Raw genomic sequence first — 16,005 nt, 5'->3', positions numbered from 1 at the left:
CTCCCCAAAACCGTTTAGATTAAAAAGAAAAGGCCAGATTGCAGAATAGTTTTACCCCATAAAGCAAAGCCTTCTCGTCAATGTTAAACTTAGGATGATGGAGCGGATAACTGGTTTCAGGACCGCTGCTACATCCCAATCTGAAAAAAGCCCCCGAAACCTTCTCAAGATAAAAGGAAAAATCCTCACCGCCCATAGAAGGCTCCTTTATAATCTTAACCCCATCAGGGCCTAATACTTTATTGGCTACCTCCTTTACCAGATCTACCATCTTTTGATCATTTATTACAGGTGGATATAATTTAGTATATTCCAATTCATAATCTGCTCCAAAACCAGAAGTAATTCCTTTAATAATCTCTTCCATTCGCTCCGGAACTTCATCTCTAACCGCTGGACTTAAGGTTCGGACAGTTCCCGTCATCTCCACTTCATCTGCAATAATATTATGTCGATATCCGCCTTTAATTGTGCCAATAGTTACTACAACCGGTTGAGTTGGAGCAATCTGACGACTTATAATATGCTGTAACCCATTGATCACCTGAGCGGCAACTGTAATGGCATCAACCGCTTCATGGGGAGCCGAACCGTGTCCTCCTCTTCCTCTAATCTTTAATGTAAACTGATCAGGTGCAGCCATTATTGCTCCATAACCTACCCCAATCTCTCCTACTTTAAAGCCTGGCCAGAGATGAAGACCGAAAATAGCATCCACATCAGGGTCGGTTAAAACCCCATCTTCTATCATCGGTAATGCTCCACCTGGTCCTTCTTCTGCGGGCTGAAAGATAAATTTGACAGTTCCCTTTAACTCAGATTTAAGCTGACTCAATACCCTGGCAGTAGCTAGAAGTATAGCGGTATGTCCATCATGCCCACATGCATGCATTTTACCTGGGATTTTGGAAGCATATTCTACACCCGTCTTTTCCGTTACCGGTAAAGCGTCCATATCTGCTCGAAAGGCAATTACTGGTCCTGGACTATCACCCTGTAAAATTCCCACAACTCCGGTTCGCCCAACACCGGTTTTAATTTCAATTCCTAATTTTTCTAAATAAGCAGCAACTTTTCTACTGGTTTCAATCTCCTCAAATCCCAGCTCAGGATTTTGATGAAAATCTCTCCGAAGAGCAATCAGCTCTTTTTCAATAGCTGCTGCTAACTCTTCTATTTTCTTCTCTAGATTTTTCAATTTTATTTCCCCCTTTATCTTTACTTAAGAGTAAATACTGGTTTTAATTCACCTACTACCTTATTATGATGATTTTTAATCACCGGATGGCGGTATTTTCTTAATTGGGCCAGTTCTTCTTTACTGATTAGACCTAGATCTTCCATTGCCTTCAATACCACAACTTCCCGACCTCTTCTACCACCATCATCAATTTTTACTGCTAGTCCAATTCCTTTATCCATAAATCCTACACAATAAACAGCTTCAGCACCGGCCTTTGCAACCACTTTCCCTTTCATTACCCTCATTAAATCTGTACAGAACCTATCCGTTCCAGCTACAAGCATAGGATTGGTGTACATGGCTTCTGTAATGATCCGGGCTGCATTCCGATATTTCTCTTTTAGGTATTCGGGTTTGGAGAGCCTTGCAAATCCCAAGGCCATATTCTTAAGGGGCATTCCGAAAACAGGAACACCACAACCGTCAACCCCTAACCAGAATTCATCTTTTGGTACATCTGTAACATCACTTACAACTTCCAACATCATCTGCTGTAATGGATGTTTTAACTCAATATATCCATCTATATCCCAGCCAAAATACATACATAAAGTTAACATAGCTGCGTGTTTGCCGCTACAGTTACAATAAATAGAAGTAGGTTCAATACCTGCTTTGATCAATGCCTCTGCACTGGGTTTATGATATGGAGGATGAACTCCGCAAAGTAATTTTTCTTCAGGTACATTAATCTTTTTTAAGATGCTCCGCACCGTCTCTATATGAATCTCTTCACCGCTGTGAGAAGCACACATAACCGCTAATTCCCGCGGAGTCAAATTATATTTTTCCATTGCACCTGAATAGACTACTGGTAACGCCTGAATCGGTTTAGCAGCAGAACGGATAAAAGTTTTAAAATCTGGATCTCCTGCTGATTTGATTAACTCTCCCTCAGCATTTACCACAACCACTGATCCATAGTGAATACTTTCCACATACTGCCCCCTATAAACATGTACTAATTCTTTACCCATTTAGATATAACCTCCCCTTAAAGTGAATATCAAAACCACCTTTATAATATTCTCATCCTCATAGCCAATTTCCTTCAATGCTAAAAGAAAAAGACCCTCCACCCAAGGAGCGTCTGTCCATCTTAAAGTTCAATTAGCCCGAGACTAATTTCTAAAGCTTCATTTACCCGCTCAATAATCTCCGGATCTAGATGAGTCACCTGCCGCTGTAATCTACGCTTATCGATAGTCCGGATCTGTTCTAATAAAATTACAGAATCCTTCTCAAGATTACTTTGCTCAGCTTTTATCTCAACATGTGTTGGTAATTTAGCTTTATCAATTTTAGAAGTAATAGCAGCAACTATTACAGTTGGGCTATATTTATTACCAATATCATTTTGAATAACCAGAACTGGCCGTACACCACCCTGCTCAGACCCTACAACCGGATTCAAATCAGCATAATATACATCACCACGTTTTATAGACACATTACTCACACTCCGCAAGATTTTCCTCATATGCTAGCATCATTCCACAATCAACAGAAAAACCAGCGTTGGCCAATTCCAGATTAATCTGACCCATCTCTATATATCCCTGTTTCATTTTTTCACGAAGTTCCTTTTTTTGACGTTCTGCTATATACATTTGCATAGCTTCCCGTATAAATTGACTCCGATTTCCATGTTCTTTTTTTACAATTCCATCCACTTCTTTAAGAAGGCTGCTCGGCAAGCTAATCATAACACGTTTTAAGTTACCCAAAAAAAACCACCCCCACAACAAAAGTAAAATTCTTACTCTTTATCTATATTTATATTATATACTTCAGGTCATATGAATGTCAATATTATCCTGAGAGCATATATTCCATAATCAACCAGACTAATTTATTCTTACTAAATAGTTTCTTCATCAACTAATATTATATGCATTCATATTTAAGTTAGTGTCAAAAGTTAAAAAAAGAGACGATTTCTCGCCTCATTCTTCCAACTTCATTCCCTCTTCAGCTAATTTTAAATTAAGTTCACCCATCTCAATATATCCAATCTGTAATTCGCGTTTCAACTTCTCCTTATACTGGGGCGTATATTTATTTCTATATCTTTTTCTCCTTTTTTTTATAAACATAGATTTCACCTCATTATATCTTGTTCCCGAAAAAATTAATCAAATCATATTATAAAATTCTCTATACCTTGAGTATTTCCTGCCTATACCAGAGAAAAATCAAATAGTAATTAATGGTTATTTTATAGTTTATATACTCTACCCCAACGTTCAATCTCTTTAAGCATTTTTTGATAAAACGGATGAGTACTCAAAGTTTTAAAATTACCAATAAGAATACATTTCTTTCTGGCCCTTGTTATTGCTGTAATCAAATGAGGAATAGATTCTGCCTTACCCATGTCACCGTTATAATTGCTATGCACCAGTGAGATAATCATTAGATCCTTTTCTTTCCCGCAAAACTCATCAATAGTACAAATTGTTTTAAACTCAACTCCATTTGCCTTCAAACTCTTTTTTATCTGCTGAACCTGAGCCGAGTAAAAAGTCAAAACTCCAATTCTTTCTATCATAGAATCAAGATCAACACCAGTCTGGAGAATTTCACGAATTAAATCTGCCTCCAGATAATTAATATACTCATCATCCATTTCTTCCTCTTTAATACTAATCTGGGAAGTATCCAGAAAGACCAGAGTTGCAGAGTCTTCCAATACTTTAGAAGTTGGCCCCATCCGCCAGGGATTTAACTTTAACGGCATTACCTCTTCATTATTTCCCAGTTTTTCTCCAACCGGACAGAGATTACGAAGAGAATTCCAGAGAGAAAAATTAAAACGATGCTGGGTCTTTAATGTACATATCCACTCATTATCCAGTTCTTTATAGAATCTGGCAAAAAGAGATTGATCTAATCCCCCCAATTTAGCCTCTTCATTGATAACCTGTGGAGAAATCTGCGCTATATCACCCAAAAGAATAACTTTATTCCCTTTAAAATATGCAGATAAGGTTTCCGGTTCATTGATCATATGAGCATCATCAATTACCACCACATCATACCGCTGCTTTAATTGAGCTACTTCATGGTGGGTAACACAGATAAGGTCATGATCTTCTATCATCCGTGTCCAGATTTTATTTTGATAATGACGTATATCATTTAATTTTGCATCAATTTCTCTTTGTAATTGAATCCACTCTGCCATCTCTTTTAAACGATAACTGGGAATTCCCAAATAATAGCCTTCATTATTAGCTTTTTCGATAATTTCATCATAACTTAATCCTTCAACCCAATGTCCTCCTGGATGGGTCAATTTATCCCGCTGTTTGACCAATTCCTGTACAGATTTGAAAAGCTCAAAAATAGAATCATATTCAGGTTCATTTTTTAAATCTACATCATCTAACTTAAGAACTTTTAGACCTTTCTCCATCAGTTTAGCTGCAAGACAATCCCTGGAACTTACAGAAGAACCTACAGCTAAAACCTTATATCCTCTTCTAAGATGATGGAGCAGGATTTCAACTGCAACAGTAGTTTTACCAGTTCCTGCTCCTCCTTGAATAATTAAAAGATCTTTTGCAATCAATGCTTTATAAAGAGCTTCTTTTTGTTCCTCATCCAAATAAGAAGAATTTACCTCAACTGTCTCATCATTCCACTCAGGTTCTTCTTCACCTAATAAAATTTCTTTCAGCCGGCTATTAACTTTATTAAAAGAATTCAAATATCTTAATGTTTTGAGAGTCTGGTGAAAGACCTGATCATGTGCATAAAGATCTAATCTTAAACCCCGACTGTAAACAAAATATGGCGGTTCTCCTTTAAATTGAACAGTAATGGCATTCGGTTCTATCTGAACTACTTTCCCCTGAGGATTTCCTGCTTCTAATGGTTCACCCTTACTGACTATCACCAGATCCCCTACAGTAAATTTATGGGGTGGTAACAGTTCTTGCTCATCCTGAAGAATAAATCTTACCTGATAAAAATCACCACTTGGGAAAGCAGCAGCACGTCCCCATAAATTAAGCAGAGCATGTCCCAGTTGCTGACGTTCTTCACCGGTTAAATGCCTCATTTCCTGGCGATATTTTACTAATTCTTCTTGACGTTCCAGGTAAAGAAGATTTTTGAATTTAGAAGTGTATTTTTTTATATGTGCCAATTGTAATTCATGGTAATTTTTCACTCTAACTTTGATTTCCGCACCATAAATTTGTCGCCCATTCATTACCTCTAAAACATTTTTAACAACTTCTTCATCAATCTGAACCAGAGCCCTTCCCCTTTTTTTATTAATTCGAATTTTACCTATTTTCGACCCATCAATCTTCACTTCATTGGCAATTGCTCCTACTATATCTCCAGGACTAACAAAATCCGGTAATCCCTCCACGATTAAATCTACCATCATAATTATTCAACCCCTTACCAAAACTAATTGCAAAAATACACCCATCAAAAATGGGTGTATCATATATAAGTATATCAGAAAAAACAGGGGTAGTCAAAGTTGGCATGGTAATTTGAACAATCTATTCCGTATTATTTCAGCTTATTTTCAAGCCAGGCTACAGTTTTTTGAATTACTTCCTGTTCCCACTCAAATTTATTAAAAGTATGATCGGCTTCTTCAATGATATATACTTCTTTATCAGGGGAAGATAGATAGCGGTAATAAAGATGGCTATGCTCTATCGGAACCACTTGATCTCCGCTACCGTGAATACAGAGGCCTGGCCCAGTGTACTCTTTAATCATCTCTAGCGGATTTAAAGATGGAAGTTCTTCTAAAAATGGAAAACCAATTCGCCAGCCATTCCATTCCAGATATCCCTGCTTTTTGGCCTGATTTATCATCAATTGATAGGGAGCGTTTTTTTCAAAGACCTGTAAAGGTAGTGCCACAGCAGACCAGAGTACCAGAGCTTTAATATTTGCCCTGGCTGCCGTATAGGCAGCTACACACCCACCCATACTGAGTCCCAGCACGCCAATTCTTTCTGGATCAACTCCGGTATTTTCTTTAAACCAGTTCAATCCGGCCAGAGCATCACTTATCTCACCCGATATTGTCATATCTACAAATTCACCCTGACTATCTCCAGAACCGCGAAAATCAAAACGAAAAACATAAAAACCCGTTTTTGCCAGACTCCGGGCCATTTTCACAAATAACCGATGAGGTTCTATCCGATTCCCAGCAAAGCCATGGAGAAGAATAACCCCCGGCTTAACACCTATACCTTCCGGCTCATGAACAATCCCTATCAATTGTTCACCTTCATTCTCAAATACTACAGGACGTTCTACCAACATTACCCCACCTTTCTATTCAACATTTCCCGGGAAATATCGACCTGGATAGAGAAAAAAGATTGATTTTAGTAATTATTCTACAGCTTGCCCTATATAATATCTCGGTACCCGTTTGCTTACTGCACAGACAACCTCATAGTTAATTGTACCAATCCAGGAAGCCATCTCTTCTGCACTGATAAAATCATTACCCTGTCTACCCAGAAGAACAACCTCATCACCTACTTGAACTCCTTCAATATCGGTAACATCAATCATAGTTTGATCCATACAAACTCGACCAATAACAGGTGCACGCTTACCTTTAACCAATACCTGCCCTTTATTAGAAAGATGGCGGGAATAACCATCAGCATAACCCAGGGGTAGTGTTGCCACTCTGGTTTTTCTCTTTGTAACAAAAGTTTTACCATAACTGATACCTGTCCCAGCAGGTACTTCTTTAACATAAATAATCCTTGCTTTCCATTCCATAACAGGTCTGATATCAATTGTATGATCCACATCATCAGAAGGCCAGAGACCGTAAGCCATAATTCCAGGCCGGATCATATCAAATCTCAACTCAGGCAGGTCAATAATGGTTGCACTATTGGCTACATGTTTAATATCAATTTTAATCCCACGGGATTCTATATCCTTAAGTGCCTTCAGATAACGTTCCAACTGTTCTAAGGTATAACTTTTATCCTTTTCATCAGCTGTAGCAAAATGGGTCATCAAACCTTCCAATTTAAGATTGGGTAAAGCTAATATAGCAGCGGCCATCTCTCCCGCTTCTTCAGGTTGTACCCCAATCCTTCCCATTCCTGTATCTATTTTTAAATGCACTTTAACCTCTTTGCCTTTCTTTTGAGCAATCCGGGAGAGGGAACGGGCAGTCTCCAAGTCAAAGACTGTCTGTATCAGGTCATAATCAACCACCTGTTCTAATTGGTATTCGGCTGTCCCGCCCAGGATTTGAATGGGCACTTTAAATCCTGCTTCTCTAAGTTCAATTCCTTCATCCACAATGGCAACGGCCAACCGTTCAGCTCCACCCAAAAGGGCCGCTTTTGCAACCTGGATGGCACCATGCCCATAACCATCTGCTTTAACAACAGCCATGATTTTTGTTTCAGGATAGCGTTTTTTAATTACTTTAATATTATGAGTATAATTATCCAGATTTATCTCTGCCCATACTGGGCGTAGCGGTTTTTTCATATTTTTCATCTCCTATCTTTTAACTTCTAATTTTTGAAATGCAAGGGCCAGCCCCCTTAGCAAATCCCCTGCAATCAAACTCCGGGAATTACCTCTATCTGCCGCAATATCTCCAGCAAGACCATGTACATAGACCCCAGCAGGAATGGAAATTTCATCTTTTTGCTGAGCCAGAAAACCACTTAAAATTCCGGTCAGCACATCCCCACTTCCGCCAGTTCCCATTCCTTCATTCCCGGTAGAGTTGAGATAAATCTGTCCATCAGGAAATGCTGTAATCGTCGACACTCCCTTTAAAACTAAAACCACTCCATATTCTCTAGCAAATCTTTCTGCTACTCCCACCCGATCCGTCTGTATTTCTGATAATTTTAGCCCTGTCAAACGGGCCATCTCTCCAGGATGGGGAGTAAGAACAGTCATTTTCTGCCGTTCCTTCAATAGATGGAGTAATGATTTAAGATTATTCAATCCATCTGCATCAATCACCAACGGTTTATCACATTCTTTTAAAATAACCTCAAGGATCTTAACCAGATCTTCACTCTGGCCCAGGCCCGGGCCAACTGCCACCACATCTACTTTTTTCATCAACTCCTGGATTTCAGGTATCCCCTCGCGGGATAAACGCCCATTTTCTTCGGGCAAAGGATAAGTCATTACTTCTGTCAGCTTAACCTCCATAATCGGGTTTAAACTTTTGGGAATCCCCAATGTAACCAGTCCGGCTCCACTTCTTAAAGCAGCCTCTCCTGTAAGAGCAGCTGCTCCAGTCATACCCACCGAACCTGCTAAAACCAGAACCCGACCGAAGGTACCTTTATGCCCTTCTTCGGAACGTAGAGGCAACATTTTTCTACAAAGTTCATCATCCATCAAAAAACGATAAATTCCTGCTTCTTTTACAACCCGGTCAGGAATTCCAATATCCTGCACTACCAAATCACCGGTATAGTATTTGCCTGGATACAGCAAAAGACCCAACTTGGGCAAACCAAAGGTAACCGTAAAATCTGCTTCCACTGCCACACCCAGGGGTACTCCCCGTACAGAATCTAAACCCGAGGGAATATCTACTGCCATCACCGGTAATTCAGATTCATTAATCATCTCGATAACCCTACGGCTTAATCCCCGCACCTCTCCTTTAAGTCCTGTACCCAGAATCGCATCCACTATCAAATCATATTTCCCAATCCCGTTCCAGAATTCTTGTAACTCAGCCTCATTTTTAACTTCCCTTACATCTTCATTTAAATGGTATAAAATCTCCAAATTTATCCTCGCATCTCCACTAATTTGCTCCCGGGAAGTTAAAAGTAGTGTTGTGCAATTATATCCCCAATGGGATAACCAGCGGTGAATGACAAATCCATCTCCACCGTTGTTTCCTTTTCCAGCAATGATTAATACCGAATCACTGGCTCCTATTCTTGAAGAAATTTCCTGAGCTGCTCCACAGCCCGCCTGTTCCATTAAAACAACCCCGGGAATTCCTACTTTTTCAATTGTAATCCTGTCTAATTTACGCATCTCTTCTCCGGTTACTATTCGCATTATAATCCTCCTTTCCTTCCAACACAACCATAGCAGTAGAATAGTGATCACTATGTGAAAGGCTTAAGTGAATTTTTTTAATTTTCTTTTTATTAATCAAATCTTTAACCCTTCCTCTCACCTCAAAAAAAGGCGCACCTAAAGAATCATTTTTTACTTCCATTTCATGAAAAATGATCTGCCGAAACCCGGTTCCTAAAGCTTTAACCAATGCTTCTTTAGCAGCAAAACGGACAGCATAATGTTGAGCCTTGAGTCGCATAGTTTTAAATTTTTCACAATACTCCTGTTCTCCTTCGGTAAATACCCGGTTAAAGAAAGCACGATCTTCTTTTTCCAATAGTTTTTCAAACCTGATATTTTCTACTATATCGATCCCTATCCCTTTAATCAAACACCTCATCCCTTTCTAAGTCCCATTTATTTACTAATATTGTCTTTAAGGATAACTCTTGATATACACTTTCGGTACTCCACTCTAAAATCCTTTTTATTTAAGTAGGAATTAGAAAATTGGACAAGAATAGTAGTATACAGAGACTACATAAAATAAGAGGTGATGAACATGAAATTCTCCTATAAGGGGTATTCTCCCAAAGTGGCCGATGATGTCTATATAGCTCCCGGTGCTCAGGTCATCGGTGATGTGGAGATTGGTGCTGGGTCCAGTATCTGGCCTAACGCAGTAGTTAGAGGGGATATGGCCAAAATTACTATCGGACAGCGGACCAACATTCAGGATAACTGTACACTTCACGTTGATGATGAACACCCCCTTATCATCGGTGATGATGTAACCGTCGGCCATAATGCCGTCCTTCACGGGTGTACCATTGGAAATAATGCTCTTATCGGTATGGGAGCCATTATCCTGGATGGAGCTAAAATCGGCGATCAGGCACTGATTGGTGCAGGTACACTTATTCCCCCCGGAAAAGAAATTCCACCCCGCAGTCTAGTGGTAGGATCTCCAGGTAAAGTTGTTCGCGAACTTAAAGACGAGGAACTAGCTGCTCTTAAACGTTCAGCAGAAGTATATGCTAAAAAAGCCCAAACCTACCGTAAACAGGTTCAACCTTACGAAGACGAATAAATTCATACACTCAATCTTATCAACTGCAAAGAGCTAATTTTTCGAACCATCTAAAGTTCGATCTCAGTCGAAATAAGGCACACTAATCAAGGGGTCATCCTGACCCCTGATTAGCTCATCACCTCCTGTGATGAGGCCTTATTTCTCCTTCGATCTCACTAAGATGGTTAACGAAAAATTTCTATGTCACTCAAAATTAGCTCTTTGCAGTTTTACAATATATTATTATAAATTTAAAAAACCCTTAACCTTTATGGTTAAAGGGTCTTTTTATTTCTTCTTTTTTCTTATCCTTTTTACTGAAGCCTTAATTCTTTCCTCCATTTTTATCGCTACTTGAATCCGATCTGCTCCATATATTTTAAAGGTGAAAATATTATGAACCCAGTCAAAGCAAGCTATAACTAGATAGATAATCAAAATTCCAATCCCCGAAAATAACCAATGAGAACCCCAAAATGCCAGATATCTAACTATAAAATAGGGCAATTTTACAATTAAATATACAGGTAAAAGCCATTCAAAACGATCCAGCAAAAATATATTTCTCATTCGATAAGCCCTACTAATCCCTTTATCTTCCCAAAAGATCGCCTCGTAAATAAGGAAAATAAACAAAAACTCCATAACCCAATACCAGGAAATATCGATAAAAGGCGGAACAACACTGTATTTTCTAAGGAAATATAGAGGTAGAATACCCGTTATTGTCCAGATAAAAAGCTGTAAAAAAGTATATTTCAACATCAGCCAATAATATTGAACAACTCCTCTTAAAAATATTTTTTCCGGTACCTTACCACTCCGCAAAAGCCGGATAGTTACATAACCGATTCCGCCCATTGCCCCCAATTTTAAAACAGTGGCTGTAGGAAAGATAATATTAAACCAGATCTCACTGAGATTGAAAAAATTAAGAAATAAAACCAAGTTGTTTACAAGAAAAAACAAGATAAATTGAGGATATTTAAAAGCCAGCTTAATGGATTCTATGTAAAAGTTAATATATTTTTTGATCATACATAATCCTCCTTAAAAACAGTTATCTATATTATTTCGGCAACCGATAGGAAACTTCCTGCATAGGTGAGAATAAAATAAAAAGCTCTATTCCTTTTATAAAAAAGAAATAGAGCTTAAAACGCATATTTGATTTTACTGCAAAAAGCTAATTTTATATTTTAATCTCAACCTGAGCATTCTCTCTCAATTCCTGAATAAACTGATTCCAGGCTTTTTGTTTCTTCTGGTCCAATAAAAGCTCTTTTATCTGCCCTTTAGCTTCTTCTAAAGGTACCTTGCCTGCTGGCAATACCTCTTCAACTTTAATAATATGATAACCAAGCTCAGTTTCAACCACATCACTAATCTCACCAGGTTGAAGTGAAAATGCAACTTCGTCTATCTCAGGAATCAATTCACCTTTAGTTAAAAAGCCAATATCTCCACCCCTTGAAGCAGAAGGCCCGATGGAAAATTCCTTTGCTAATTCTTTAAAATCAGCTCCGTTTTGTAACTTATTTTTTAACATTTCAGCTTCTTCTTTAGTCTTAACAAGAATATGGCGGATATGAACAGAAGCTTCTCTTTCAAATTGTTGCAGATGATTTAAATAGTACTCGCTAATCTCAGTATCGTCCACAGTAATTTCAGAAAAAACCTGATTTTGCAATTCTTCTATAAGAAGAAAATCATTACTTTGCTCCAGTAAAAGCTTCTTATATTCATCCATAGATCCAATCCCCTGCTGTTTTAGGGCTTCAATCAACTGCTCTTTAGTAAGATTATTTGCTTTCATTACTTGCTGAACCTGCTCTTCAAAAAATTCATTTTCTCTCTCTTTAGAAATACTTAAACCTCTATTTTTTGCCTCCATAACAAGAAGCATCTTCATAATATATTGTTCTAACTGCTGTTTCCGGTATTCTTTAATCAATTCTTGACCGGATTCAGTATTCAATAACAATTGGGTAAATTGAGGGTTTGTCTGATATAACTGCATCAAAAAACTCCGTAGATTAATGATCTGATCTAGCTGACCTAAAGTAATCTCCTTTCCTTCCACAACTGCAACAACCTGATTTACATCTTCAGCTAAAACCGGTATAGCTAATATTAACAAAATAAATACAGATAAAATAATTTTTTTCATTATTATTAAATCCTCCCTATGTCTTGTTTAAAATAATTTTATTACAACAATTCCATATGTAGGTTATTAATAAAGCTGCCCTCCTCTCCTTAAAAATATCAAATATACTTTATTAAATTAAATATTTTCTACCTATTTCCTGCCTCGAAACTTAAAAAATCCTCGCCTATATTAATAAAAGCCCACCAAAGAAATTCCTGGCAGGCCAATAATTTATTTTATGATTAAACTGCAAAAAGCTAATTTTTCGCTTCAAAAGAAATTTTTCGAACCATCTAAAGTTCGATCTCAGCCGAAATAAGGCACCCTAATCAACGGGCCCTCCGGGCCCCTGATTAGCTCATCAATCCTCATACGAGGCCTTATTTCGACTGAAATCTCACTAAGATGGTTTAATCGCTCAAAATTAGCTTTTTGCAGTTTTATCTTTTATAAATTTTCCACAAAACTTTCACCAAATTTAATACATCTTTCTATATCCTCTTTATTAGGGCTCCAATTGACTCTGATTCCATCCTGAACAATCTCAAAACCGGCTTTTTCTAACATTTCGGTAAGAATTTTCATTGACTCCCCACTCCAGCCGTAACAGCCAAAGGCAGCAGCCTTTTTCCCTTTAAAACGCATCCCGTGAATCTCTTCCATAATACCTGCCACAGTTGTGAGGATACCATTATTAACTGTTGGGGAACCTACCAGAATTGCTTTTGATTTAAAGACCTCGGTAATAACGTCATTCTTATCACTGGTGCTTGTCCGATATAATTTAATGGTTACATCTTTATCCTTATTGCGAATTCCCTCTGCAATGGCTTCTGCCATATATTTAGTTCCCTTCCACATGGTATCATAAAGAATGGTAATTTGGTTCTCCTGATACTCATCAGCCCATTTTTTATATGTGTTCACAATCTGGAGAGGATCTTTACGCCAGATAATACCATGGCTTGGACAAATCATACTTACAGAAAGATCCATACCTAATACCTCATCAATCTTCTTTAAAACCATTTTACTGAAAGGAGTCAGGATATTGGCATAGTATTTAAGGGCTTCCTGATATAGTTCACACTCATCAACCTGATCATTAAACATAGGTTCATGGGCATAATGCTGTCCAAAGGCATCATTACTGAAGAGAATATTATCCCCGGTCAGATATGTAAACATGGAATCCGGCCAGTGGAGCATAGGAGCTTCAATAAAGATCAATTCTTTTGATCCCAGATTTAATCTGTCTCCGGTCTTAACAACTTTAAAGTTCCAATCCTGATGATACTGACCTTTCAGGGATTTAACCCCATTTGCAGTACAATAGATAGGTGTATCGGGGATCAATTTCATTAACTCAGGCAAAGCACCACTATGATCAACCTCACCATGATTGACTATTATAGCATCAATCTCATTCAAATCAATCTCTTTTTTTAAGTTTTCAATAAACTCTCTGGCATAGGGACGCCAGACTGTATCAATAAGAACTGTTTTCTCTTCCCGAATCAGATAAGAGTTATAAGATGAACCCCGATGGGTTGATAACTCTTCACCATGGAATCTTCTAAGCTCCCAGTCCACCTTTCCAACCCAGAAGACATTATTTTTGATGATAAAACTCATATTATATATATAACCTCCTTTAATTATAACTAAATATAATTACCCCTTCGATAAAACACCAACAAAATCCTTTTGAAGAAAGAAAGAAAAACTAATTATTTAAAGAAAAACCACCCTTCATGTAGCATTACCCGAAGTGGTGGTTTTATTTACCCTTACTCCACTGTCACTGACTTGGTCAGATCCTGCAGCTTCCACAAATTTAGCTGCATAGTAAGCCAAAAGCTGGAGTGTAGTAATGGCCAGAACAGAAGTAAAGAGTTATTCAATAAATCCCAGAGCTCTGGACATCTTTTTCGAATAATCACGCACAAGTTGAGCAAAATCAGGTATTTTTTCCTCAGTTACACGCATAGTTGGCCCAGATATGCTAAATGAAGCTATAACATTACCTGAATAATCGAAGATTGGCCCTGCTACACACCTAATTCCTTCTTCATGTTCAACATTATCTATGGCAAAGCCCTGTCTTCGTATTTCCTCTAAATGTTTTTTAAAAGCATCTACATCGGTTATAGTATTCTCAGTATAAGCTCGTAAACCCTTCTCAATTACTTTATCTATAACCTCAGATGAAGAATATGCTAGCAATACTTTACCTAAACCAGTACAATGTACCGGAGCTCTTTTTCCAATTTTAGAATACATCCTTATTGTCTGGGGACTTTCAACTTTATCAATGTAAACGACCTCATCGTTATCCAAAATTCCTAAATGTATTGTTTCACCCGTTCTGGACATCAATTCCTCTAAAAATGGTCGTACTTCTCTACGTAATTCTAATTTATTTAAAGCTAAATTCCCCAGCTCAAAAAGTTTAATTCCGACCTTATATTTTTCATTTTTTGGATCCTGTCTAACATATCCCCGGTATGCTAAAGTAGCCAACAACCGATAAATAGTGCTTTTGTGTAACTCAAGAGATTTACTTAATTCGGTAACTCCCAAACCATCTTCCGCTTCAACTATTTTTTCCAATATATCTAAAGCTCTATCTAAGGATTGTACCAGTTGAACCGGTTTTCGTCTATATGACACAAAATCTACCTCCCTCCATCAATCAATTCTTATTTATTATTATTTATAAAAAGTTAGCCTCCTTCTTGAGAGCCAATATTTTTAACAATTTTTTAAAACCCCTCTCAAAAACGGAGGCATTTTTTATATCTAGTTTGGTTGATTTCGAGCCTTTTCAATAATTCTCTGGAAAGCGCGAGCTCTTTCTGTCAATATCTCATAATCCTCATTGGCTATTGCCTTTTTATCCAGTAAACTTCCACCAACACCTAATGCAATGGCCCCAGCTTTAATATAATCAGCAGCATTATCCAGATTGATACCTCCAGTAGGAATCATCTTAATATGATTTAATGGTCCTTTAACACTTTTGATAAATTCAGGACCAACTACCTGGGCAGGAAATACTTTTACAAGGTCAGCACCTGCCTCCCAGGCCGTCACAATCTCGGTAGGGGTCATTACCCCAGGCATCACAAGTTTATCATACCTTCTACATAGTTCTATTACCTTTAAATTAAGATTAGGAGCAAAGATAAACTCTGCTCCTGCTAAAATAGCCGCCCGGGCAGTCTCAGGATCTAATACAGTTCCCGCCCCTATAATAACATCAGTATCCTCTAATAATGACTTAACTTCTTCTATCATCTTCAAGGGCTGAGAACTATTCATGGTTATTTCTAAAGCCTTAACACCACCTGCGACCAAAGCCTTAGCAATATTAGCCATTTTAGCCAGTTCCATACCCCTTATTACAGCAACCAGACCCGTATCTTCAATAACTTTTAAAACCTTACTTTTGTCCAAAATTTA

16 protein-coding genes are annotated in these 16,005 nt (G+C 37.9%); 1 reads left to right on the top strand and 15 read right to left on the bottom strand.

Features of this window, described 5'->3' with window-relative positions; all coding sequences use genetic code 11:
• Nucleotides 1-19: 19 nt before the first annotated feature.
• The 10 genes from BBF96_RS00320 to acpS form a co-directional block, all read right to left on the bottom strand.
• Complete coding sequence (locus BBF96_RS00320; protein WP_127015315.1) at nt 20-1,198, bottom strand: M20 metallopeptidase family protein; 1,179 nt, start codon at nt 1,196-1,198, stop codon at nt 20-22.
• Nucleotides 1,199-1,218: 20 nt separating this feature from the next.
• Nucleotides 1,219-2,220, bottom strand: a complete 1,002-nt coding sequence (locus BBF96_RS00315) for an asparaginase (protein ID WP_127015314.1) — start codon at nt 2,218-2,220, stop codon at nt 1,219-1,221.
• Between the two features lie 122 nt (nt 2,221-2,342).
• Entirely contained in the window at nt 2,343-2,693 is a 351-nt protein-coding gene (locus tag BBF96_RS00310) for a type II toxin-antitoxin system PemK/MazF family toxin (RefSeq protein WP_127015313.1), read from the bottom strand.
• 1 nt (nt 2,694) lies between these two features.
• A complete protein-coding gene (locus BBF96_RS00305) occupies nt 2,695-2,970 on the bottom strand; it encodes a CopG family ribbon-helix-helix protein (protein ID WP_127015312.1) in 276 nt (91 codons plus the stop codon).
• A gap of 219 nt (nt 2,971-3,189) precedes the next feature.
• Nucleotides 3,190-3,339, bottom strand: coding sequence for a hypothetical protein (locus BBF96_RS16295; RefSeq protein WP_164730814.1), 150 nt, complete (start codon nt 3,337-3,339; stop codon nt 3,190-3,192).
• Between the two features lie 122 nt (nt 3,340-3,461).
• Nucleotides 3,462-5,645 carry an AAA domain-containing protein gene (locus BBF96_RS00300; RefSeq protein ID WP_127015311.1) on the bottom strand — a complete coding sequence of 728 codons (2,184 nt, stop codon included), beginning with the start codon at nt 5,643-5,645 and terminating at the stop codon, nt 3,462-3,464.
• A gap of 131 nt (nt 5,646-5,776) precedes the next feature.
• Entirely contained in the window at nt 5,777-6,550 is a 774-nt protein-coding gene (locus BBF96_RS00295; RefSeq protein ID WP_127015310.1) for an alpha/beta hydrolase family protein, read from the bottom strand.
• Nucleotides 6,551-6,622: 72 nt separating this feature from the next.
• Nucleotides 6,623-7,756: an alanine racemase gene (gene alr / locus BBF96_RS00290; RefSeq protein WP_127015309.1), complete on the bottom strand. Its 1,134-nt coding sequence runs from the start codon at nt 7,754-7,756 to the stop codon at nt 6,623-6,625.
• Between the two features lie 12 nt (nt 7,757-7,768).
• Nucleotides 7,769-9,313 carry an NAD(P)H-hydrate dehydratase gene (locus tag BBF96_RS00285; RefSeq protein ID WP_127015308.1) on the bottom strand — a complete coding sequence of 515 codons (1,545 nt, stop codon included), beginning with the start codon at nt 9,311-9,313 and terminating at the stop codon, nt 7,769-7,771.
• A complete protein-coding gene (acpS, locus tag BBF96_RS00280; RefSeq protein ID WP_127018124.1) occupies nt 9,282-9,707 on the bottom strand; it encodes a holo-ACP synthase in 426 nt (141 codons plus the stop codon). The genes BBF96_RS00285 and acpS overlap by 32 nt, the downstream gene beginning before the upstream one ends.
• A 171-nt stretch (nt 9,708-9,878) precedes the next feature.
• Between acpS and BBF96_RS00275 the strand changes: the two genes are divergently transcribed.
• Nucleotides 9,879-10,406 (top strand): gamma carbonic anhydrase family protein, encoded by a 528-nt coding sequence (locus BBF96_RS00275; protein ID WP_127015307.1) that lies wholly within the window; start codon nt 9,879-9,881, stop codon nt 10,404-10,406.
• A gap of 270 nt (nt 10,407-10,676) precedes the next feature.
• Here BBF96_RS00275 and BBF96_RS00270 read toward each other — a convergent pair whose 3' ends face one another.
• The 5 genes from BBF96_RS00270 to BBF96_RS00250 form a co-directional block, all read right to left on the bottom strand.
• Nucleotides 10,677-11,426, bottom strand: a complete 750-nt coding sequence (locus BBF96_RS00270; protein ID WP_127015306.1) for a hypothetical protein — start codon at nt 11,424-11,426, stop codon at nt 10,677-10,679.
• Between the two features lie 154 nt (nt 11,427-11,580).
• On the bottom strand, nt 11,581-12,558 hold the full coding sequence (locus BBF96_RS00265; protein WP_127015305.1) for a peptidylprolyl isomerase: 978 nt from the start codon (nt 12,556-12,558) through the stop codon (nt 11,581-11,583).
• A gap of 429 nt (nt 12,559-12,987) precedes the next feature.
• Nucleotides 12,988-14,175 (bottom strand): anaerobic nitric oxide reductase flavorubredoxin, encoded by a 1,188-nt coding sequence (locus tag BBF96_RS00260; RefSeq protein ID WP_127015304.1) that lies wholly within the window; start codon nt 14,173-14,175, stop codon nt 12,988-12,990.
• Between the two features lie 261 nt (nt 14,176-14,436).
• Nucleotides 14,437-15,213 carry an IclR family transcriptional regulator gene (locus BBF96_RS00255; RefSeq protein WP_127015303.1) on the bottom strand — a complete coding sequence of 259 codons (777 nt, stop codon included), beginning with the start codon at nt 15,211-15,213 and terminating at the stop codon, nt 14,437-14,439.
• Nucleotides 15,214-15,342: 129 nt separating this feature from the next.
• Nucleotides 15,343-15,999, bottom strand: coding sequence for a bifunctional 4-hydroxy-2-oxoglutarate aldolase/2-dehydro-3-deoxy-phosphogluconate aldolase (locus tag BBF96_RS00250; RefSeq protein ID WP_127015302.1), 657 nt, complete (start codon nt 15,997-15,999; stop codon nt 15,343-15,345).
• Nucleotides 16,000-16,005: the final 6 nt, after the last annotated feature.

Origin of the sequence: Anoxybacter fermentans (assembly GCF_003991135.1) — a bacterium.
Taxonomy (GTDB): domain Bacteria; phylum Bacillota; class Halanaerobiia; order DY22613; family DY22613; genus Anoxybacter; species Anoxybacter fermentans.
The sequence above is the reverse complement of the archived record's forward strand: the minus strand, read 5'-3'. Positions and strand labels throughout refer to the sequence as shown.

Bases quoted from the DNA above. Each gene is read 5' to 3' on its own strand.
- BBF96_RS00315 (WP_127015314.1), bottom strand. From the start codon at position 2,220: ATGGGTAAAGAATTAGTACATGTTTATAGGGGGCAGTATGTGGAAAGT.
- BBF96_RS16295 (WP_164730814.1), bottom strand. From the start codon at position 3,339: ATGTTTATAAAAAAAAGGAGAAAAAGATATAGAAATAAATATACGCCC.
- BBF96_RS00300 (WP_127015311.1), bottom strand. From the start codon at position 5,645: ATGATGGTAGATTTAATCGTGGAGGGATTACCGGATTTTGTTAGTCCT.
- BBF96_RS00295 (WP_127015310.1), bottom strand. From the start codon at position 6,550: ATGTTGGTAGAACGTCCTGTAGTATTTGAGAATGAAGGTGAACAATTG.
- alr (WP_127015309.1), bottom strand. From the start codon at position 7,756: ATGAAAAAACCGCTACGCCCAGTATGGGCAGAGATAAATCTGGATAAT.
- BBF96_RS00285 (WP_127015308.1), bottom strand. From the start codon at position 9,313: ATGCGAATAGTAACCGGAGAAGAGATGCGTAAATTAGACAGGATTACA.
- BBF96_RS00275 (WP_127015307.1), top strand. From the start codon at position 9,879: ATGAAATTCTCCTATAAGGGGTATTCTCCCAAAGTGGCCGATGATGTC.
- BBF96_RS00270 (WP_127015306.1), bottom strand. From the start codon at position 11,426: ATGATCAAAAAATATATTAACTTTTACATAGAATCCATTAAGCTGGCT.
- BBF96_RS00265 (WP_127015305.1), bottom strand. From the start codon at position 12,558: ATGAAAAAAATTATTTTATCTGTATTTATTTTGTTAATATTAGCTATA.
- BBF96_RS00260 (WP_127015304.1), bottom strand. From the start codon at position 14,175: ATGAGTTTTATCATCAAAAATAATGTCTTCTGGGTTGGAAAGGTGGAC.